Source organism: Sulfitobacter sp. AS59, assembly GCF_038899995.1.
Classification (GTDB): Bacteria; Pseudomonadota; Alphaproteobacteria; order Rhodobacterales; family Rhodobacteraceae; genus Sulfitobacter.
Window position 1 is genome coordinate 474482 of record NZ_JBBMQK010000004.1, and the last position, 19937, is coordinate 494418.

Here is a 19937-nt window from a genome sequence, read left to right on the forward strand (position 1 = left end):
AAGCCGGTCCTTATTTCCCGACGAAGATTCAGAGAAAAACCCTTCATAAATCGTGTGCCTCATGCCCTTTGCAGAACGCGGTTTGATCACGACACGTTTTTGACCATACTTCGGGCAGCGGACATTCGTGCACAATGCAGCATTCGGTACCTTGGGCTCTTTGCCGACATTCTCTGCATTTGCATACCAAATCAACGCCAAACTGGAAGGCGCGGCGGCAGGGCGGACGAAGCTGACTTAGCAATTGATGCTCTGAACGTCAGTTTTTACATCGGTCAAACCTCCGATAAGCGCGCTCGAAGTTCATCTGCGAGACTTTTGCGCTCATTATCTGAAGCCGTGGCTGTATCCCATATCAACCGCACATCATCTCCATGCCAACGCGGTTTCACATGTAAATGCAAATGGAACACGTCTTGCCCAGCAGCCGGTCCATCCGAGAGAAGGAGATTCACACCATCGCAGCCCGTCACTGCCTGCAATTCGCTGGCAACTCTCCTCGCAGACTGGAAAACCTCTGCGCCAGTCTCATCATCCAAATCTTTAAGACTGGTGATGTGCTTCAACGGAACAACCAGCGGATGGCCTTCAAGTGACAGAAATCCAATTACACGTTGGCCACGAAAAAGAACATGTCCGGGGGCTTGGCCTGCGATTATTGAGCAAAAAATACATGTCATCCTGCACTCTGGCAGTTTTGACTGCGACATGCGAGGCAATTGAAGTCGCCAAACTCACGAAGCGGACCTTCGCGCATCTTGCAGCATCCCGAAGATAGGGCTCTAACCGGACCTCGGAGGCAGCGCAGCATCCTGTGATATCGTGCTCTAGTCAACGTCGGGTTGTCGTTGTGGGGGGGGCGCGGCGGATCGGAGGATCAGTCATGGAAACACCAAACTTACCAGCCATTCGCGCTCTGCGCCCTGCATGGAACAAGGGCCGCATAGTCGGCCAGAAACGACCGCTGAAACCAAAACACGTTTGGGCGATCCGAGTAAGGCTTGAACTGGCTGAGAACCATCGTGACCTTGCGCTCTTCAACATGGCGATAGACAGCAAGCTTCGCGGCTGTGATCTGGTCAAGATGAAGGTCGTTGACGTCATGGCCTCTGGTCAGGTCAAAGAACGTGCATCCGTCTTGCAGAGCAAAACGCAAAAACCCGTGCGCTTCGAGATTTCCGAAGGAACGCGCGCCTCTGTCGAGAAATGGATGGAGGATGAGCTCATGGTTGGCTCAGAGTACCTATGGCCAGGTCGCTTTCATGAGCGTCTGCACATTTCGACCCGTCAATACGCGCGGATCGTCCGTGATTGGGTGACGTCGATTGGGCTTGAGGCGACTGCATACGGCACCCATTCGATGCGTCGGACCAAAGTGACGCAGATATACAAAAAGACTGGCAATCTGCGCGCGGTGCAGTTGCTCCTCGGCCATACCAAGATGGACAGCACGGTCCGGTATCTCGGCGTCGAGCTCGAAGATGCTTTGGCTATTGCGGAAGCTATTGAGATTTAACGTTTGGGCCGTTCGTAAGGACGGCCCGGAGCCGCCGTCCACGAACAGCTCGAACGCTGCGTTGCAGCTTTCGCATTGCGGCCGTTCGTCCATCTTGCAGCATTTTCATAGGTCAAAGTTCGGCAGCGCGGGACGAAGTTGTCATTCATTTTTGATCCGCTCGGGACTTAACGGTAAGTCCGCGAGTTCCCGCTGCGACATACGCGCAATATCAGGATGTGACAGTGGATCTCGTGACCATTTGGCTTCCGCAGAGCTTGCCGCAAGCGACAGTGGTCGGGCTCTGTAAAGCCATTTGAGATATATCGCGAACGCTTTTTTCATACGTTGATTTTGACGAAGAAACATCATGTTGGGAATCGACTTCGCGATCTCTTGGGTATAGAAAAACTAAATGCAAAACTTGAACGCAATACCGCTTTCTGCGCTGCGGGCCATCGAAGCCATTGCCCGAACTGGCACCCTTGGGCGGGCGGCCAACGAGTTGGGAATAACGGCAGGCGCTTTGAGCCAACGACTTGCCAAGGCAGAGGCGGTACTGGGCCAGTCCCTATTCATTCGTGAAGCATCTGGCCTCAAACCAACGGCAATATGTCTCCAAGTTGCACCGCGTTTGACACGCGCCATGCAAGAGCTTTCGTCGGTCATCTCTGAAATTCGTGCCCCAGAGGAAGGCATGTTGACTATTTCAGTCGCGCCGATATTCGCAAGTCGTTGGCTTATATGGAGAATAAAGCGATTTAATCAGGAAAACCCCAACATTAGCTTGCGGGTGCTGCCAACTGCTGAGGTCGTCGATCTTGACTATTCTGAGATCGATATCGGGATCCGGGTCGGTGAAGATCCGTCAATTGGGTCGGGCGCCGTCAAGCTGTTAGATCAGCGTGTTTTTCCCGTTTGTTCGCCCGACTTGGCACAGCGTCTTGGCACTCTTGACGATCTACGAACCGTCCCAATCATCCGCGAAAACGAGCTGTTGTACGGATGGAAAAGCTGGCTATCCGGCCAGGACTTAAAAGCTGTCGATCTGCAATCCGGACCAACCTATGCCGACGCCTCATTGTGTTTAGATGCGGCGATGACAGGACAGGGCATCTTTATGGCCTGGGAGACTCTCGCATGCGATGCTCTCGAGCAAGGTCATGTTGCGTCTCCATTCGATCGCAGATCACCGACAGGCGCAGCCTATTGGTTTGCGACAAGCCAGCATTCAGCGCGAAAATCGAGCGTCAGCAAATTCAGGCAATGGCTTGAAACGGAGCTGCATTGCTCTATCAATTACTGGAGCGCTGGCATGGCTTAGCATCGGTAACTCTGGACTCAGAGCTGCCTTGCGGCAGTGCGGCAGCAGGGTTGCAGCAACACCGCCGTCAGATTTACATACCTGATGGCCGTTGTCAGCCCGAAGCTGCCCCACGGCGATAGATGCGAATTTGGGATACCTGACCTTCACAGCACGACGCATGAGCTGGTAAGATGCGGACGAAGCCGACCTTGGACTTTCCGCCTTCGCTGACGCAGCATTCTCTCGCAGGTGCAGCACAAGAAGCTACGCAATGCAGCAGGTTTCCATGAACCAGCCATTCAATCGAGCCAGAAACGGTCGAATCCAAACCGATCACTCGCTACGATCGCTCCCAACTGACGAAAACCAGACTTAGCAAGGGCAATCGAGCTGTCCATAGTGATGGGTATGGGGTCCACATTATGCTGGCGTCAAGATGCCGTTGACATCATCAAAAACTGCTGTCGCAACAGCTTTCAGTCACACTTTCTCAAGCGCTTCGTGCAATTTGTCCAATTCGCCTGTCCGCATGCTGATCGACTGAGCTGGGTAAGGAAAGGCCATCCCGCGCACTTCTGACTGGAACTCCTTGAGGGCTGCGACCCGTTCGGTGTGCAATTGCTGGTGCAAGGGTGCGAGATCGCGGAAGGCGTGGGCGTGACGTGGCGGGTTCTCGGCCTCGCCACAAATATCGGCCATGAACAGGAAGATCACATCACCTGCATTGCCCGACCCAAGTGAAATTGTGACGATCGACGTGCGGTCATTGAGCAGACGTAAGGTATCTTCGGCAACGCATTCAATCTCGCAGGCGAAGGCTCCTACATCCTCGTAGCGTTTGAACGTGCGCAGGATTTGCATCGCCTCATCCGCCGTACGTCCAAATGCACGCAAGCCACCCGCCCAGTGCGACAGCGACGGCACGAGCCCCATATGCACCTGAACAGGGATGCTTTCGCGCGCCAGCATCTCGACCACATCAAAGCTTCGGTTGGTGAAATACATGTCCGCGCCTGCTTCCATACAGCCGATGGCGTGGCGCAGAATTTCATCGTTGGTTGCAAATTGCCCCCAGTTCATCGCGGTGCCGGCGAAATGCGTTGGCGCAATCTGACGGGTCATTTCCAGATGCACATCCCACACAGTCAGCAGGTCGATGTCAGCCTCAACGCAGGCCTTGAATTCAGCCTCTGTCGCTGGGTTGCACATGGTCAGCCGCTTGCCCGACCCCTTAAGCGCGATCAGGTCTGCGACGGTATAGTTGCGCTGCGCAGGCTTGCGCCCGAAGGTGTAGATGTTCTTCAAAGGTAAACTCCTTACTGGCCGGACCAGATTTTGCGGCGGCGTTCCTTGACCAACTCATTCCCGTCCGCCGACCCGTCGTGGAAGGTTCCAAACCAGCGGTCCCAAGGCGTTTCCCCGGTGCCATAGTTGCAATCGAAAAACCGGTGGTGAAGTTGGTGAAAGAAGTCACCGACGTCCAACGCAACGCCGCGCCCCAGCTTTACCTTTTCAAATCCGGCGTGGGACGTAGGCGCGCCGATCCCGTGGTGGAACAACAAGAAAATGACATGGATGGGATGCGCGGGCACCAAAAGCCAGATTAAAGTATCCGTCATCAAGATGAAGCTTTCCACCGGATGCATCGCAAGTCCGGACCACGGTCCGGTATTGATGTTGCGATGATGCCATGAATGCACATGCCGATACATGAACCCCATATGCAGCACGCGGTGGTGGGCGTAAAAGTATAGCCCTGCCCAAATCGGGATCATAATAATGAGTGCCACAAACCAGACAGGGTTGCTGTCAAACGTGATCATTGTCGCCCAGCCGTTAGCATAAGCGTACCACATGAAGCATTCCCAGAATGTCCAGAAGTGCATCGCAACATAGGACCAGAACATGTTGTCCCAAACCTGATTTTTGAACCAGAAAACCTTTGCGCCCTTCATCATCGGGCGCATGTCGTAGCGGTATTCGTCTTCTTGCGTGCGAAACCTCCAAAGCAACAGATGCAAGCCACCAGCGACTGTCGTCAGCAGAACGAAATTGCGCAACCAGACTTCGAACACCCAACCGAATTGCACTGTTTCGGCGCGGGACAGATCGGGTGTGAAGAACGTCCACGTCACCGCGGCCGCGATGAGGAACATCAGCCGCATCCCAACCGGGTTCCAGCTTTTGAGCAGGTAAACCAGTGACGCGAGCGGACGCAGCGGCCAATCCCAATAGGGGGCAAGCTGCAACGGTAACGCAGGCGTAAAGTTCCAGATGCGGCGCGGGGTGCGGGGTGGCGTTTCGGGCTGGTCGGTCATAAAGACACCTCCGAAGGGCTAGGCGGCAGCGCGGTTTGCGGCCGCTACAGCATCTGTCAGTGGCGCGCGAACGCCAGCCTGTATGATATTCGGATCATAGGGCGTGCGGGCAAACACCTCTTCGACCATCGGCGCAAAGAACGACAGCGGCAGGGTGTCATACGCAGGATCGAAACTCGCCTGGTCCCAGCGTTCGCAAAACACCGCGCAATCGTCGAAAAAGGGGCTGTCTTTGAACTGGTCGCGCTTGTTGGGGTTACCGCCCACGTGATGCCCATAATAGACCATCTGGAAATCGCCGTGGGTCTGAACGCACCATGCGCATTGTTCGCGCACAAACGGGCGCAGAATGGTCGCCGCGTATTCATCATGGTTATAGGGGGCGTATATGTCGCCAATATCATGGAGCAGCGTGGAGACGACCCAGTCGATATCCGCACCGTCCCGCCACGCACGCGTCGCGGATTGCAACGAATGGCCAAGCCGCGTGACGAGATAGCCTGATAGGCCTTCGTCCAGTTCAACCATCGCTTTCATAAGCCGCTTCGCTGTGTCCTTGGCGTAGTCGGTCTCATGTTCGGTGAGGAACGCGTATTCCTCTTTGGTGCCGTCTTTCATCTGCGTGAACGCGACTTTTTCCATTGTTCGTCTCCCACTGGTTTTGCGAAACTATGCAGATCAATTGACTTTACCGCGATCCTCAAAAGTGGAATGTTGTAATACCTTTTTGTTATCACAAGGCGATACACTCATGCGGCGAAAACTCCCTCCTCTCAACGCGCTGCTGGCCTTTGAGGCCGCTGCACGGCATAGCAATTTCACCCGTGCGGCGCAGGAACTGTCTGTCGCCCAACCCGCCGTTACGCGCCATGTGGCGCGGTTAGAGGATTGGATCGGATCGCCGCTCTTTCGCCGCAACGGCAGTGTTGTCCAACTGACCCGAGAAGGGACCGTGTTGTCAGAGCTCGCGACAACCCTTCTAGACCGTCTTGAACTTGGCATTCGGGATGCAACACGTGTCGGCAAAGACGAATTGGTTGTTGGTGCGTCCTTTGGCATTGCGCATCTGTGGTTGATGCCAAAGATCAGCGCGCTGCGCATGGCGTCGGAGGCCACGGTAAACTTCCTGACCGCCGATGATTACCGCGCCTTCGATGACCCGTCTGTCGATTTTTCGATCCGCTTTGGTCGTGGATCTTTTGGTGTGAATTGCGCAGATCTGCTGTTCCGCGAACACTGCCAGATCATCGCAGCACCTAAGTTTCTGGATCAGCATCTGAAATTTGATCCTGATGCGGCACTGGCGACACTTGATCCGCGCTTCATTTTTGATCACGGCGACCCTCATGACGTAGGCTGGGTCACTTGGCCTGTTTGGTGTGATCTTACAGGGCAGTCCCTGCTGGATCGTGGGCAAATTCCCAAGATCGCCAGTTACCCGACGATGCTTGACTTGGTGAGTGCAGGCGAAGGCATCGGCATTGGAACCATGGGATTAGAGGATGATCTGGTGGCATCAGGCGCGATTGTGCGCGTTGGCACGCCAGTCGCGCGGGATGGCTTTGGATACTACCTTGTTTATCGCAAAGAGCTTCTGAATAAGCCGTCCTTCGCGCGCCTGAGAGACCACTTACTTGACCAATTGTGATCGCTTACTTTTGATGAGGCGCGCGCAGCTTGGAAACTGAATTCACAGATAGGGCTCAGCACTGCCGTAAGAGTTATCAAGCGGCCGTGACCGCTTTGAAATGACGAACGGCTCCTGCCGTTCGTCAAGGTTCTTAGATGTCGGTCCGCTCGGAAATGCTCAGCGCGTCTTCGAGCTCGACCCCCAGATATCTGACGGTGCTATCAACCTTTGTGTGTCCAAGCAAAAGCTGGACGGCACGCAGGTTGCCTGTCTTGCGGTAGATTTCCGCGACCTTTGTTCTGCGCATGGAATGGGTGCCATAACCACTAGGTTCTAACCCGATGGAAACAACCCAGTCCCGAACCAAACGCCCATACTGGCGTGTTGATATGTGCGGGCGATCATGAAAACGGCTCGGAAACAAGAATTGGCATCTGATCATTTCCGGAGATCTGATCCAGCTGGACACAGTTTCTCGAGTGTTTTCAGCCAGTTCAAACTGCACAGGCTTGTTCGTTTTGCTTTGAACGACCGACACGCGTTCGCGCACCCTGCCATCTCTGATTAGGTGATCGGCTTTGAGCGCGACCAAGTCGCACCCGCGCAACTTGCTGTCGATTGCGACGTTGAACAAAGCCAAATCGCGAAGATTGCCCGCGAGTTCTAAGCGCGCGCGGATGGCCCAGACTTGCTTGGGAAGTAGTGGACGCTTTTGTCCGACAAGGCGCCCCTTGTTCCAAGCTCTGCGTTTCGGGGCGACGGCGGGAAGTTGGACTCTTGGCATGATTTGCCCTCCATTCAACCCTCCAGCCCAAACATCAACATAGCGCTGACAGAGTATTATAACCTGAAAACTAATGTCGGCTTCGCCGTGGATGCGCCACCAAGTGTTTCTGCGTAAGCAAAAGGCGGCGTCGAGCCCACACTTACCATTTTCTGCACCGCGGCTAAAGTCCGCTTTCGAGAAATGGGAATTTCAACCTATGTAGTCCCGACCCAAGTGGACCGTAGCTATTCGTTCAGCGCTAAGAGGAAGCTTTCCCGAAGCGGTCTTTGCCGCACTCAACGGCCTTAACGGCGCAGTTGTCATTGATTGTGTTCTGCCTGAGATGCCCCATAACCCGCCCGGCGGCCAAATACAGCGCCTGACGTGAGGCCCGACCCGCCAGGATATCCCGCAAAAAATACACCGCCGACGATCTCGCCACATGCAAACAGGCCTGCAATTGTTGAGCCGTCTTCCCTAACGACACTGCCCCTGGCGTCTACTTTCAGTCCGCCGTACGTGAATGTTATCCCACCGGTGACAGGAAACGCGCGGAAGGGGCCTTCGTCTATTTTCTGGGCCCAATTCGATTTGGGCGGTGTCAAACCATCAGTTGCTTTGCCATCCAGAACGGTTGGATCAAATGCGGTTTGAGCATCCACCGCATCGTTGTAAGCGTCGAGCGTAGCGATAGCTGCATCTGGGTTTACGCCAACCATCAGGGGCGCAAGCGCTTCCAAGGTGTCAGCTTCAACAAAATGGGCGTCATGAAATCTGTATTCGGCGTAGAGCAGATCGAACACTTTGCTATCGAAAACCTGCCAAGCAAACTGACCTGGTTGCTCGAGAATGGCAGCACCATATTGAGCATAGGTGTAGTTGCGGAAATTGGCACCCTCATCGACGAAACGTGCGCCGTCGGCATTCAGCATAACACCGAGAAAATATGAAATCTTGCGGTAGTTCTTACGTTCGCCAGCAGGCAGTTCAAGATTCCCGAAGTCGGCCATATGCAAGTCCATTGGAGTTGCATGGCATCCGGCATAGAGGCCATATTCAGCAGCGCCCACTTCGCTCGCCATTATGAGACCGTCGCCGGTGTTGTGTGGAGTGCCACGCACTTTTGCTGCTTTCCAGTTCGGGCCCATATGCTTGACCCGCAGCTCATCATTTGCTTCGAATCCGCCTGAAGCGAGGATCACAGCGTCCGCATGCAGGACCTCATCGCCAACGCGCACACCAATTACGTGGTCATCCTCGGTAACGAGACCTGTGACAGCGCTATTGTAGCGGACTGTTCCGCCCATCCGCTCAACAGCGGCCAGCTCCATCTCGAAAAGGCCAACTCCTTCGTTCTCTGCTGCCAACGTTAGGCCACCCCAAAACACATGACGACCATCTTTTTCAAAACTCTGACGGCTATAGATCGGTTCAAACTTTACATTATGCGAAGCAAGCCAGCGCATCGTTTCGCCCGATAAGTTGACGAGTGCTTCTTGCTCCTCAGAAAGCGGACGGCCATCGTTGAAGCCCAATAAGTCATTGCTAAATTTCTCAGTGTCATAGCCACCAAAATCGGCGTTCTGAACGCGAGGGTCATTGGGGTTGCGCAACAGAGGCAAAAGATCCGCAGCCCCGTCATAGGCAAAGCGCATGGCACCCGCAGTATATTTTGTATTGCCGCCTGCCAAAGCCTGATCAGCCTTTTCCAGCAAGGTCACCTGCGCCCCGTTTTCCAACGCTGCGATCGCGGCACAAAGGGCGGCGTTACCTGTTCCGACGACAATCACTGATTTTGACACTGGTATTTCCTCTTCATGTGGTTATTGTATCCAAGCGGATACAATTTGGATATTACTAGAATGCACAACTCGGAATTGCAAGACATGTCTCAGGGGGAACTCGCTTACCATCGTTTGCATGCGGCGATCAGGTCTGGGGAATTCCTTCCAGGTGACCGACTGCGCGAGATAGACGTTGCTAAAAAATTGGACCTGTCGCGCACACCAGTGCGAGAGGCCTTGCGCAAGCTTGAGAACGACGGGATCGTCGAGCATCGACCCCGTTTAGGCGCTGTCATTCGCACGTTGAGCTCCACTGAAATCGTTGAGCTCTACGAAATGCGGCTCGTCCTTGAACGTACGGCTGCAGAGATGGCAGCCAAACATGCTAACCCCGCCGAGGTCGACCTTCTCAAGGATATCAACGAACAGATTGATAGTGCGGGGCACGACACTCCCCGCGCAGCCGCTCTCAATCAGGATTTTCACCGCAGCATATACCTCGCTACGCGCAACCGCTTCTTGCTGGCTTCGGCCCGTGCGCTCAACAATGCGTTGATATTGCTGGGGCCGACGACGCTGGATGACGAAGCGCGGATCAAAACGGTTAGCAGTCAACACGAGCAAATCATCGCAGCTATTGCTGCGGGGGACCAACAGGCGGCGGGTGAAGCTGCAGAGGCGCATTTGCAAACCTCCCTGCGCCACAGGCTCAAGGTATTACAAGAATGATGCCGCGCCTTTACGCTTTTGGGATCGCCGCGATTGGCGTTTTTGCTTTCAAGATTATGCACTTACCACTCCCATGGTTGCTGGGGCCGATCTTTGCCTGTCTGATAGCCTCAATGGCCGGTGTGCCGATGCGCGGGATCAGGTTGGTTAATGATGCCATGCGCACCATCTTGGGCGTAGCTGTGGGCGCGACGTTCACAACTACGTTATTGGGTTCCATGGTGGGAATGTGGCCGACCTTGCTGATGATCCCGGTGATGACCGGCTGTATCGGAGTGGTCGGCGTGCTGTATTTTCAGCGTCTCTGGGGCTTTGACTTCGCAACCAGTTATTATTCCTCCATGCCGGGCGGCTTGCAGGACATGCTTGTCTTTGGAGAAGAAGCTGGCGGCGATGTCCGCGCCTTGTCACTCATCCATGCCACACGGGTTATGGTAATTGTGGTTGTGCTTCCTTTTTTACTGAAATGGGTCTGGGATGCTGATCTAAGCAACCCTCCAGGTGCGCCGGCAACCAGTATTGAGCCGGTGCAACTGGCGCTAATGGTGTTTTGCGGTCTTGCTGGATGGCAGATCGCGAAGCGGGTTGGCATGTTCGGTGCCACAATTCTGGGCCCACTTCTGCTGGCGGCGGCGTTTGCACTGGCGGGCATCCTGAACCACCGCCCACCGGCAGAGGCGATCTGGGCCGCGCAGTTCTTTATCGGTATGAGCGTGGGGACCAAATACGCAGGTGTCACCATGGCCGAAGTGCGCACGGATGTGACGGCAGGTCTGGGGTTCTGCGTGATCCTTCTGGTGCTGACCATCATCTTTGCTGAGACCATCCACCTTGCTGGCCTTGCCCCGCCAATGGAAACGATCCTGGCCTTTGCGCCGGGGGGACAGGCAGAGCTTACAGTGCTGGCTTTGATCGTAGGTGCGGATATGGCCTTTGTGGTGGCACATCACGTGCTACGTATATTTGTGGTCATCCTCGGTGCGCCGCTTTTCGTACGACTGTTCGATGTTAACCGTGAAAAAAGGAAATAACGATGCAAGCGGAATTGAAAACACTGGCACTGGACGGTGTGTTGCGCGTGGCAGTCAATACTGGCAATCGCGCATTGGTCCAGCAGGATGGCAACAATTTGACGGGCGTCAGCCCCGCGCTGGCCCAAAGACTGGCGGAGGAGATCGGCGCGCGAATGGAGCCCGTTATCTACAGCGGTGCCGGAAAAGTCTTTGAAGATTCCCGCCTTAACAAATGGGACGTAGGTTTTCTTGCTATTGATCCCATGCGGGCCGAAAAAATCGCCTTTACCCAGCCCTATATTGTGATTGAGGCGACCTATGCGGTGCGCAGTGATGCACCATTCACTGATGTAGAGGATGTCGATGCTGCCGGCGTAAAGGTATTAACTTCGACTGGCTCAGCCTATGATATGCACCTGACCAAGAGCCTCCAGCATGCCACACTGGAACGTTCAGGTACGCCACCCGAAAGCTTTGAAGAATTCCGTGCAGGCAGATGTGATGCCGTGGCCGGTGTCCGTGCCTCGCTAGAGGGGGCTTTTGCAGGATCGCCCGACATCCGCATCTTATCCGGCGTGCTGACCTCGGTGCGCCAAGCGATGGTGCTGCCTGACAATACCGACCCGCGTATCGCAGCACTCAATGATTTTGTAAGCCGTGCGATCGAGGACGGGTTCGTTGAGGCCGCGCAATACGCTTAAGGGTAGACCTCGGGGTTTATCATATGGATCGGCGCGCCAGTCGCGTAGGCGTTGATTTGGTCAAAGATGTCAGAGAACTGCAGGTCAAATTCATCCTCGGTTACAAAACCGATATGAGGTGTGGCCAGCACATTAGGGTGGGTCAGCAAGATGTTCGACGTATCGGTCAGCGGCTCGTGATCGAATACATCCACAGCGGCGTGCAGTTGGCCTTTTGCCACTTCAGCCTCCAACGCGCCGGTTTCAACCAAGCCGGAGCGCGACGTGTTCACGAAAAGCGCGCGGGGCTGCATCTGTGCCAGATCAGTGGCGGTGATTAGGCCGCGTGTTTCCGGCTTGAGCCGTACGTGGACGCTGACAATATCCGAGGTCGCAAAAAACGCTTCGCGTGATTCAGCAACTGTTTCACCCGCAGCGAGAGCGCGTGAGCGTCCAGCCTCTGATCCCCACCATTGCACCTTGATACCCAGCGCTTTCGCGTATTCGGCAACTGCACCCGCGATGCGCCCATAGCCATAAAGCCCAAGTGTTCTGCCACGCAGCGTGCGCCCAACGCCGGATTGCCAATGGCCTGCCTTGATCGACACCGTCTGCTGTGGGATCTGGCGATAACTGGCGAGGATCAGCGCAAGCGTATGTTCTGCCGCTGCATAGGACGGCGCGCCCGCGTGCATGTTGGAACTCAGCAGAACGCTATACGCCGAACAAGCTGCCACATCCACATGGGGGTAGACACTCCGCTGGGAAATCAGCTTGAGGTTTGGCAACCCCGCAAGCAACTCAGCACCAACTTTTGTGCGTTCGCGAAACAGCACCAACGCCTCGGCGTCGGCCACCCGCGCGGCAAGTTTAGCTGGATCAGGCTCATGGTCGGTCCAGACGGTGACCTCATGATCTGCCAGCTTCGAAAAGCACGGCAGACCGCGCAGCGTATCAAACCAATCGTCAAGAATATGGACTTTCATGGGCTTATCCCTTGTTACATGTGGTGTCATAGGCCAGCCCATACTGATTTAGGGACAAACACGCTTCCAGCGGCAATCTTGCGTGCCGTGCGGATCAAACCTGCAGAAATAACCTCAAATCCCACATCGGTCTGTGCGTAATCTACAACCACATCGATGCTGCCCGAGGCATGCTCTAGCGTTATGGGGGCAGGAACTTCATTGGGCTTGGCCGCCATCCCCTCCGCAACAGTGCCCGGCGTCAGCACACAAGCTGCAAGACATTGCGCACCGGTTACGGCCATCGTCGGATGAGTGTTCCACGGCATGAAATACCGCGTCGCGATAGTCCCGCCAGCACGCGCAGGCGCCAAAAGCCCGAATTTTGGCGTGACGGATTTGGTCACATCGCCCATCCCCATCAGCGCACCAGACTTAATGCGCAGGGCCTCCATCTTGGCAAAAAAGCTGCGGTTCTCGTCCAATTCGGCTGCGCTCTCGTATCCGGTCAGGCCAAAATCACTGGCCTTGGCTATTACCATTGGCATGGCGACATCCATGCAGGTGACCGAGATCCCGTCGACGACATCGACCAACTTTCCGGTGGGCAGAAAGGCACCGGTGACGCCACCCACTGTTTCCATAAACTGCAAGGCTACAGGTGCCGACGTACCCGGCACGCCATCAATCTGAGCCATGCCTTCATAGCTGACTTGCCCACCTGGTGTTTGGACAACTGCGGCAACCCGCGCCTCGGTATTCACAGCACGAATGTTTACAGTCGTCTCGCCATCTTGTGCTGCTATCAGCCCCATTTCGATGGCTGCAGGGCCGACCCCAGACAAGATGTTCCCGCAGGTGGGTTTGAAATCCACCAACCGGTCCTCGACGCTCACTTGAGCAAAGAAATAATCCACATCAGCCCACTCATCATCGGACTTTGAAAGCATTGCGACCTTGGTCGTCACCGCCGCCCCACCGCCGATCCCATCAATGTTAAGCGGATGACCTGAACCTACTATGGCGATGAGTATCTGTGCCAAGGTTTCCAGATCATTCGGTAGATCCTTGCGGTTGAGGTAGGGACCACGCGAGGTGCCACCGCGCATGAATATAAAAGGAATTTCTGTTTGGGTCATGTGAAAGGCCATGGGAGGGTAAAGTATTCCTGTAAAAGACCGGGCGGGAAATCGCGGTTCAGGAGCCATGCCATGGCGCAAATGAATGCAAGTCCCGCGGCGGTATATCCGGCGGCAAAGACCATGCTGACCCGCGCACGGACCACCATGAAGGTGAATAAAAAGACCGTTAGCGCAAGGATGAAACCCAGCAGTGAGGTCAGCACCAGCAGCGCCCCGAACCATGCCAGCGTTGGCCACAATCCATGGGCCGCGTACGCATCTCCGCCATTCAGTTCTCGATCGGCAAAGATCGTGTCCGTCTCGGGCTTGAGCATCATCCGGATGATGAGAAAAGCACAGCCAATCAGGCAAATGCTTGCCACGAAGATCGGGAAGGTCCGGTCGCGGCTGTAGCTGGGGATCGACATCGCATCATACAACGCATAGCCGATGAAGGCGGTAACCAGCAGCATGAAGACCATCGGCGCACGCTTGGAGCCTGCTGTGATATCGCCTTCGGCCATGATGTGTTTAGCCTGACGCAGCCCAAGCACAACCGAGATTACGGTTATCACTACCAAAATGATAACAATGGGCGAAAAGATGTAGTCGATCCCTTCGCCAAAACCTTTGCGGAAGCGCGATTGCGCGATCTGAATCGCTTGGTTTGCGTAGGTTTCGGCAGGATTTGATAATACGAAACCAATAAGGAAGGCCGGACGCGACCAGTCAAACCGCCGCATCAGGATGCCGAGGAACCCGATAGCAAACAGTGCCACGAGGTCCATCAGGTTCTGGCCTGACTGGAACGCCGCAAAGCTGATGATCATAAATAGGAAGGGTGCCAGCAGGACAAAGCGAATTGTTGTCAGCTTTGCGATGCCACCAGAGGCGGCGATACAAATGACTGTGCCGACCACGTTTGCCAGCGCCAGCAGCCACACGATAGCGTAGGTGATGTCGAGGTTGTTCTTTAGCATTGCGGGACCAACCTCAATCTGCCCAGATCCCAGTAGGGCAATCGCGCCAATGAAAATCGCCATAGAGCCTGAGCCCGGAATGCCAAAGAGCAAGGTGGGTACCAGCCCGCCGCCTTCTTTCGCGTTATTGGAACTCTCAGGTCCGATCACGCCACGTACTTCGCCTTTGCCGAAGTTGGATTTGTCTTTTGTCGTTTGTACCGCATGGCCGTAAGCGATCCAGTCGACCACTGACCCGCCAAGACCGGGGATAACGCCCACGATAACCCCGATGATAGAGCAACGCACAGATAGCCAGATATTGTCGAACCAGTCTTTGACACCATCGATCCAACCGCCGCCGATTTGCGGCTCTTGGCTGATGGCGCGGTCTTGACGCAGCAGCGAGATGATCTCGGGGATGGCAAAGATACCAAGGCCCACGATCACGAGTTTCAGGCCGTCTGTAAGATATGGAAAGTCATAGGACGACATGCGCAGATCACCCGAAGACGCGCCTTCGCCAATCATACCGATCAACATGCCGAGGCCTGCGGCGACAATCCCTTTGATCGCGATGCGACCGGCAAGGATACCGACCATCGACAGTCCGAAGATGGTGATCATCAACAATTCTGGGGTGCGGAACTCCAGCACGATGGGACGTGCAATCAGGATAAACACCGTCAGAAAGCTGGCCCCTACCAGACCACCAAACAAAGATGACGCGAATGCCGCTGAAAGCGCGCGTGCCGCCTGACCCTTTTTGGCCATTGGAAAGCCGTCCAGCACAGTCGCCTGACTGGCCGAAGATCCGGGAATACCCATAAGAACAGAGGCAAAGGTATCAGATGTCGGGACGACCGCAACCATGCCGATCATCAGCGCCAGACCCAGTATGGGGTCCATGCCGAACATAAACGGAAGCAACAGTGATAGACCTGCAATGCCGCCCAATCCGGGAAACACCCCGATGCACAGTCCCATCAGGACACCCATGACTAAATATCCCAACACAACAGGTTGCAATATTAGCGTCCAAGCGTCGCTGAATGCAGGCAAAGCCTCCATGATGACTTCCATGAAATGATCCTCCCACTTTCCTCGGAAAAACGCCCCACTCATGCGGGTGGGGCGTTCAAAAAGGAAAGTTTAGTTCAGAGAAACACCGTACTTTTCCTGAAGCCAGTTCACGATGAATGCTTTGGCCTCAGGTGAAACTTTCGTGGCGCTGACCATGGCGGTTCGTGCCGCAGCACCCGTCATCTGCGGATATTCACCCAGACGTTTACCCGAGATTTCCTTAAAATCAGGGCGTGCCTTGATAGCCTCGAAAGCGGCTGTGTAGGTGGCCATTGCGTCAGGCGTGGCCCCTTGTGGCAGGAACACCATTTTTTGAGCAGGGAAGCCCGCGATAAAGAATGCTTTCCACGCATCCCATTTTTGACCGGAAGTCTCGCAACCTTCGGTGGCTTCACAAATTTCCTTGAAGGTCGGGGTGTCGGGGAACGTGGGATCACGCACGATATTGCCTTCGTCATCCAGCGCACCCCATGTCATCATGGCAACGGCTGTGCCCGCCTCGACCAGTGGTGTGACGCCCGAAAGATACGACGAGGATGTCTGATAGTCGATATTGGCTTCGCCGCGCTCGAACATTAAACGTCCGTCTCCACGACCCTTGATACCCATGACGCTCTCTACGTTGAGGCCCAGCATTTCCCATGCCAATGTCGGGACCAGATCAAGGCGCGTGGCCCCTTGGTTGCCATAGATAAAATCGATGTCTTGCAAACCAGTAGCGTCCAGACCATCCATCTTTGCGGCCAGTTCTGGCGGCAGATAGGCCACGCCGCCGGTGCCAGAAGCAAGAACCACGTTCCAGTCAGAGTATTCGAATTTCACCCGTGGATCACCCAGCAGATAAGGAAACTGTGTGGAGCCTGAAGAACCGAAGATCAGGGTGCCGTCGTCATAGGTTTGCTCTTGGAAATAGTTGGCCCCTTTGGTTGAACCTGCTCCAGGCATAAACTTCACAACGACGGTCGGCTGGCCTGGTAGCGCTTCGGACAGCAACGGCGCATAGAAGTTCGCCCATTTTGCGGAGCCGCCAGTCTCGGAAAATGGAATGATCCATTCAACGGTTTTTCCTGTCAGATCGATGCCATGACCACCGGCATTCGCTTGCAGGCCGAATGTTGCAGCGGCCGCGGCCACAAGGCTCATGGCCACGCGGCGCGTGGATTTGAAAGTGGACATATATTCCTCCCGGTTTTGTATGCCCCTTCTCCCAAAGGGGCTATTTTAGAATCGTTCCGAGGGTGTCCGCCCCCGGTTGATGTATTCCTTTTGACCTGCGAACCTTGCACCAGACTTGCATTATCGGGATTTATTCAAATTGCGGATCACACTGGTTGAAGACAACGTCAGCCTTGCAAAAGGTATCACCTACCGTCTTGAGGACGCTGGACACTCTGTCGATGTGCTGCATGACGGCAGTGCTGCAGAGGATTATCTGGCCCGCGATCAGGCTGATTTGGTCATCCTTGATATCAATCTGCCAGGTCAGGATGGGCTGTCGCTGCTCAAGAAAATGCGCGGTCAGGGCGATACCAGACCGGTGATCCTACTTACCGCACGGGCAGATACAGAAGATCGGGTGACAGGCCTTGATGCGGGAGCAGATGACTACCTGATTAAACCCTTCGAGATGGCAGAGTTGGAGGCTCGCGTGCGGGCCCTGTTGCGCAGGCGGGACATTCCACAGCAACAGTTACGCACCTTCGGAGCGTTGCAGTTTGACCCCGCTGCGCGGCAATTATTAGATGGTCAGACCGAAATCGACCTCCCTCGCCGCGAGATGTCGGTTTTTGAATGCCTCTTGGCTGCAGAGGGGCGCACGGTTTCGAAAACCGCCGTTTTGGATCATGTCTATGGCGTGGGGGCAGATGTCGAAGAGACCGTCGTCGAAGTCTATGTTTCGCGCCTGCGCAGTCGCCTAAAACAACACGGTATCAATATCCGTACGCGCCGCGGTATTGGCTATCAGATGTCAGCCGGGACATGACCATGAAGTTGAAGTCTCTGCGCGCGCGGCTCACCCTAATCATCCTGCCACCGCTTCTGGTCATCTCTCTTATCGCCGCCGCGTGGCAGTTTCGGACGACAACCGATCGCGCCGAAAACATTTTTGATCGGGGGCTATTGTCAGCCGCGCTTGCGATCTCGCGCGATGTGGCTCTGTCGGATGGGGACGCGATCAGCCCATCTACTCAGCGGCTTTTGAACGACACATCCGGAGGGCCGATATTTTATCACGTCTACGCGCCTGACGGGGTGTTCGTGACCGGCTACTCAACGCCGCCGGTTCTGCCAAACGTCCTTACGGATGAGCCAACCGATCCGCAGTATTACAACAGCACCTATCAGAACGAAAAGGTCCGCGTCCTACGCTATCGCGACAGTACCGTCGTAAGTGGCGTGGCTGGGGTTTTCAGTATTACCGTTTGGCAAAACGCGGATGTGCGCAGCAGTTTTGTGCGCGATGTCCTATCACGCTCCTTCGCGGTGATCACGCTTCTTGTACTCAGTGTGGCGGTAGTAGTCTGGTTCGGCGTAGGGCTGGGACTGCGTCCCCTGCTTGCTCTGGAACGCGCAATAGCAGAACGCAGCCCGACTGAGCTTAAGCCCATCCGTCGTGCTGTGCCTGCAGAAGCGCAGGGGCTTGTAAATACACTCAACGCTTTGCTCGACCGGATTTCGCGGCGGATCAGCTCGAAGGATGAATTCATTTCCAACGCTGCGCACCAACTCAGAAACCCCGTTGCAGGCGTGCTCGCGTTAGCGGAAGCCGTTGAAAACGCGCCAAACCCGAAAGCCGCACAAAAGCGTAGTGCCGAATTACTTCTTGCGGCAAGGGAGGCCAGCGATCTGACGAATAAACTTTTGTCATTCGAACGCGCGAGCGGCACAGATATTCTGCGGTCAGGATTGCCCGTCGAACTTAGAGCTTTCGTCCGCAACGTCGGCATCGCATTTAGTCAACAACACCCCGAGTGTGATGTAGAGTTGGCCTATGTCCTTCCCTCAGAGGATGTAATTGCAACAGGAGATACAACCATGCTTCGTGAAGCTGTGCTGAATCTACTTACCAACTCGATCATCCATGGCGGAGCGGATCTGACTCAGATTACATTGGATTTGTCGGAGGACGGATTAAATGCAACTCTCGTCATCAGTGACGATGGCACAGGCATCCCTGCAGATCGACACATTGCAGCTCTCAGCCGCTTTTCACAAGCAGGCGGAGGGCCAGGCAGTGGCTTAGGGCTACCCATTGCAAGCAGAGTGATGGAAAATCATGACGGGCGCTTGGAACTGATGGAAATTGCTTCGGGCGCTTCAATCAAGCTAACGATACCTTTAGCCCGCTAACCAAGTTATGTCCCTATAAATTAGGAATTGGTGCTAGACATTTACGGTCACTCTTAACGGCTGCCTTTGAAAAACCACCGCCGCGTGATCGATGCCAATATTCAAAAGTTGAAATGCTTCCGATCAAGTCAGATCGCTCATTTTGGCTATGCATAAATGTCGCTGAAGCCAATCAGGCCATTGCCATTTGCAGTGAATGTCAGGAAACTGCCCGACGTGCGTTACGCTGGGGTAGCAGCATTTGGAAAGCGGTCATTGGTTGAGAGCGCCGCGAGGTCGGCTTCGTCCCGCAGTGCCGCCGCTCGCCTCCGGTTTGAAGCTGATTTTGTTTGAAAGTGCAGCGAAGGTCGGCAGTGAGCCCATACTGTTGAAAAACTCCGTTTTTGACGAAATCGGAGAAATTTTTGCCCGTACAGCGCGGCCAACTTTTCGAGGCGAGGGGTTCGGCCAAATTAGTCTTCTTCTGCTCATGTGGCAGCTCACTGCGCCTCATGGCAAATCTCATCTGACTTTTCGATAACACGGGCTCTTTCCGAAAAGTTGCGACATCTGAAATTCGGAGTTTTTCAACACAATCAGCCCCAAATTCCGGATGCTGCACCTTGCACAAAGAGCAGCAACGCACCGAAAGCCAACGTTGGTCCAAGTAATGTCGGCCCAAATGTATGTACCGGCTGCTGTTCGCAAATGATTTCTGACATGTTCTCGGAAGTCGCTCATATGTATCCGGCCTGTTG

At 54.8% G+C, this 19937-nt stretch carries 18 protein-coding genes; 8 read left to right on the plus strand and 10 right to left on the minus strand.

Going from position 1 to position 19937, the window contains the following annotated elements; translation table 11 throughout:
- Nucleotides 1–275 precede the first annotated feature (275 nt).
- A complete protein-coding gene (locus WNY39_RS12400; protein WP_342845819.1) occupies nucleotides 276–680 on the minus strand; it encodes an HIT family protein in 405 nt (134 codons plus the stop codon).
- A 203-nt stretch (nucleotides 681–883) separates the two neighbouring features.
- On the opposite strand from WNY39_RS12400, the gene WNY39_RS12405 reads away from it, so the two are divergent.
- Together WNY39_RS12405 and WNY39_RS12410 are read left to right on the plus strand one after the other, a co-directional pair.
- On the plus strand, nucleotides 884–1516 hold the full coding sequence (locus WNY39_RS12405) for a tyrosine-type recombinase/integrase (RefSeq protein WP_342845820.1): 633 nt from the start codon (nucleotides 884–886) through the stop codon (nucleotides 1514–1516).
- Nucleotides 1517–1910: 394 nt separating this feature from the next.
- Nucleotides 1911–2819 (plus strand): LysR substrate-binding domain-containing protein, encoded by a 909-nt coding sequence (locus WNY39_RS12410; RefSeq protein WP_342845821.1) that lies wholly within the window; start codon nucleotides 1911–1913, stop codon nucleotides 2817–2819.
- Between the two features lie 462 nt (nucleotides 2820–3281).
- Here WNY39_RS12410 and WNY39_RS12415 read toward each other — a convergent pair whose 3' ends face one another.
- From WNY39_RS12415 to WNY39_RS12425, 3 genes are read right to left on the minus strand one after another with little or no spacing between them, the layout of a single operon-like run.
- Nucleotides 3282–4106: a 3-methyl-2-oxobutanoate hydroxymethyltransferase gene (locus tag WNY39_RS12415; RefSeq protein ID WP_216038058.1), complete on the minus strand. Its 825-nt coding sequence runs from the start codon at nucleotides 4104–4106 to the stop codon at nucleotides 3282–3284.
- An 11-nt stretch (nucleotides 4107–4117) separates the two neighbouring features.
- The gene (locus WNY39_RS12420) at nucleotides 4118–5119 is read right to left on the minus strand and encodes a sterol desaturase family protein (protein WP_342845822.1); all 1002 of its coding nucleotides are present in this window, start codon (nucleotides 5117–5119) and stop codon (nucleotides 4118–4120) included.
- An 18-nt stretch (nucleotides 5120–5137) separates the two neighbouring features.
- The gene (locus WNY39_RS12425) at nucleotides 5138–5761 is read right to left on the minus strand and encodes a peptidase (protein WP_342845823.1); all 624 of its coding nucleotides are present in this window, start codon (nucleotides 5759–5761) and stop codon (nucleotides 5138–5140) included.
- A gap of 109 nt (nucleotides 5762–5870) precedes the next feature.
- On the opposite strand from WNY39_RS12425, the gene WNY39_RS12430 reads away from it, so the two are divergent.
- Nucleotides 5871–6767: a LysR family transcriptional regulator gene (locus WNY39_RS12430; protein WP_342845824.1), complete on the plus strand. Its 897-nt coding sequence runs from the start codon at nucleotides 5871–5873 to the stop codon at nucleotides 6765–6767.
- A 133-nt stretch (nucleotides 6768–6900) separates the two neighbouring features.
- Here the strand turns inward: WNY39_RS12430 and WNY39_RS12435 are convergent, their stop codons facing one another.
- Together WNY39_RS12435 and tcuA are read right to left on the minus strand one after the other, a co-directional pair.
- Entirely contained in the window at nucleotides 6901–7533 is a 633-nt protein-coding gene (locus WNY39_RS12435) for a tyrosine-type recombinase/integrase (RefSeq protein WP_342845851.1), read from the minus strand.
- Nucleotides 7534–7835: 302 nt separating this feature from the next.
- The gene (gene tcuA / locus WNY39_RS12440) at nucleotides 7836–9317 is read right to left on the minus strand and encodes an FAD-dependent tricarballylate dehydrogenase TcuA (RefSeq protein ID WP_342845825.1); all 1482 of its coding nucleotides are present in this window, start codon (nucleotides 9315–9317) and stop codon (nucleotides 7836–7838) included.
- Between the two features lie 60 nt (nucleotides 9318–9377).
- Between tcuA and WNY39_RS12445 the strand changes: the two genes are divergently transcribed.
- Genes WNY39_RS12445 through WNY39_RS12455 form a run of 3 tightly spaced genes read left to right on the plus strand, consistent with a single transcriptional unit; the run spans nucleotide 9378 to nucleotide 11742 of the window.
- Nucleotides 9378–10028, plus strand: coding sequence for a GntR family transcriptional regulator (locus WNY39_RS12445; protein WP_342845826.1), 651 nt, complete (start codon nucleotides 9378–9380; stop codon nucleotides 10026–10028).
- Nucleotides 10025–11059 (plus strand): AbrB family transcriptional regulator, encoded by a 1035-nt coding sequence (locus WNY39_RS12450; protein ID WP_342845827.1) that lies wholly within the window; start codon nucleotides 10025–10027, stop codon nucleotides 11057–11059. Before WNY39_RS12445 ends, WNY39_RS12450 begins: the two co-directional genes overlap by 4 nt.
- 2 nt (nucleotides 11060–11061) lie before the next feature.
- Entirely contained in the window at nucleotides 11062–11742 is a 681-nt protein-coding gene (locus WNY39_RS12455; RefSeq protein ID WP_342845828.1) for a transporter substrate-binding domain-containing protein, read from the plus strand.
- Here the strand turns inward: WNY39_RS12455 and WNY39_RS12460 are convergent.
- The 4 genes from WNY39_RS12460 to WNY39_RS12475 all read right to left on the minus strand — a co-directional run bounded on the left by WNY39_RS12460 (nucleotide 11739) and on the right by WNY39_RS12475 (nucleotide 17025).
- The gene (locus WNY39_RS12460) at nucleotides 11739–12707 is read right to left on the minus strand and encodes a D-2-hydroxyacid dehydrogenase family protein (RefSeq protein ID WP_342845829.1); all 969 of its coding nucleotides are present in this window, start codon (nucleotides 12705–12707) and stop codon (nucleotides 11739–11741) included. The two genes, WNY39_RS12455 and WNY39_RS12460, sit on opposite strands and share 4 nt — an antisense overlap.
- A gap of 26 nt (nucleotides 12708–12733) precedes the next feature.
- Entirely contained in the window at nucleotides 12734–13825 is a 1092-nt protein-coding gene (locus WNY39_RS12465) for a 4-oxalomesaconate tautomerase (RefSeq protein WP_342845830.1), read from the minus strand.
- Complete coding sequence (locus tag WNY39_RS12470; protein ID WP_342845831.1) at nucleotides 13822–15849, minus strand: tripartite tricarboxylate transporter permease; 2028 nt, start codon at nucleotides 15847–15849, stop codon at nucleotides 13822–13824. The genes WNY39_RS12465 and WNY39_RS12470 overlap by 4 nt, the downstream gene beginning before the upstream one ends.
- Before the next feature lie 69 nt (nucleotides 15850–15918).
- The gene (locus tag WNY39_RS12475) at nucleotides 15919–17025 is read right to left on the minus strand and encodes a tricarboxylate transporter (protein ID WP_342845832.1); all 1107 of its coding nucleotides are present in this window, start codon (nucleotides 17023–17025) and stop codon (nucleotides 15919–15921) included.
- Nucleotides 17026–17164: 139 nt separating this feature from the next.
- On the opposite strand from WNY39_RS12475, the gene WNY39_RS12480 reads away from it, so the two are divergent.
- Both WNY39_RS12480 and WNY39_RS12485 read left to right on the plus strand, forming a co-directional pair.
- Nucleotides 17165–17833 (plus strand): response regulator transcription factor, encoded by a 669-nt coding sequence (locus WNY39_RS12480; RefSeq protein ID WP_342845833.1) that lies wholly within the window; start codon nucleotides 17165–17167, stop codon nucleotides 17831–17833.
- A 2-nt stretch (nucleotides 17834–17835) separates the two neighbouring features.
- The gene (locus WNY39_RS12485) at nucleotides 17836–19200 is read left to right on the plus strand and encodes a sensor histidine kinase (RefSeq protein WP_342845834.1); all 1365 of its coding nucleotides are present in this window, start codon (nucleotides 17836–17838) and stop codon (nucleotides 19198–19200) included.
- The last annotated feature ends 737 nt before the right edge of the window (nucleotides 19201–19937 follow it).

Bases quoted from the DNA above. Each gene is read 5' to 3' on its own strand.
- WNY39_RS12400 (WP_342845819.1), bottom strand. From the start codon at position 680: ATGACATGTATTTTTTGCTCAATAATCGCAGGCCAAGCCCCCGGACAT.
- WNY39_RS12405 (WP_342845820.1), top strand. From the start codon at position 884: ATGGAAACACCAAACTTACCAGCCATTCGCGCTCTGCGCCCTGCATGG.
- WNY39_RS12410 (WP_342845821.1), top strand. From the start codon at position 1,911: ATGCAAAACTTGAACGCAATACCGCTTTCTGCGCTGCGGGCCATCGAA.
- WNY39_RS12420 (WP_342845822.1), bottom strand. From the start codon at position 5,119: ATGACCGACCAGCCCGAAACGCCACCCCGCACCCCGCGCCGCATCTGG.
- WNY39_RS12425 (WP_342845823.1), bottom strand. From the start codon at position 5,761: ATGGAAAAAGTCGCGTTCACGCAGATGAAAGACGGCACCAAAGAGGAA.
- WNY39_RS12430 (WP_342845824.1), top strand. From the start codon at position 5,871: ATGCGGCGAAAACTCCCTCCTCTCAACGCGCTGCTGGCCTTTGAGGCC.
- WNY39_RS12435 (WP_342845851.1), bottom strand. From the start codon at position 7,533: ATGCCAAGAGTCCAACTTCCCGCCGTCGCCCCGAAACGCAGAGCTTGG.
- WNY39_RS12445 (WP_342845826.1), top strand. From the start codon at position 9,378: ATGCACAACTCGGAATTGCAAGACATGTCTCAGGGGGAACTCGCTTAC.
- WNY39_RS12450 (WP_342845827.1), top strand. From the start codon at position 10,025: ATGATGCCGCGCCTTTACGCTTTTGGGATCGCCGCGATTGGCGTTTTT.
- WNY39_RS12455 (WP_342845828.1), top strand. From the start codon at position 11,062: ATGCAAGCGGAATTGAAAACACTGGCACTGGACGGTGTGTTGCGCGTG.
- WNY39_RS12460 (WP_342845829.1), bottom strand. From the start codon at position 12,707: ATGAAAGTCCATATTCTTGACGATTGGTTTGATACGCTGCGCGGTCTG.
- WNY39_RS12465 (WP_342845830.1), bottom strand. From the start codon at position 13,825: ATGACCCAAACAGAAATTCCTTTTATATTCATGCGCGGTGGCACCTCG.
- WNY39_RS12470 (WP_342845831.1), bottom strand. From the start codon at position 15,849: ATGGAAGTCATCATGGAGGCTTTGCCTGCATTCAGCGACGCTTGGACG.
- WNY39_RS12475 (WP_342845832.1), bottom strand. From the start codon at position 17,025: ATGTCCACTTTCAAATCCACGCGCCGCGTGGCCATGAGCCTTGTGGCC.
- WNY39_RS12485 (WP_342845834.1), top strand. From the start codon at position 17,836: ATGAAGTTGAAGTCTCTGCGCGCGCGGCTCACCCTAATCATCCTGCCA.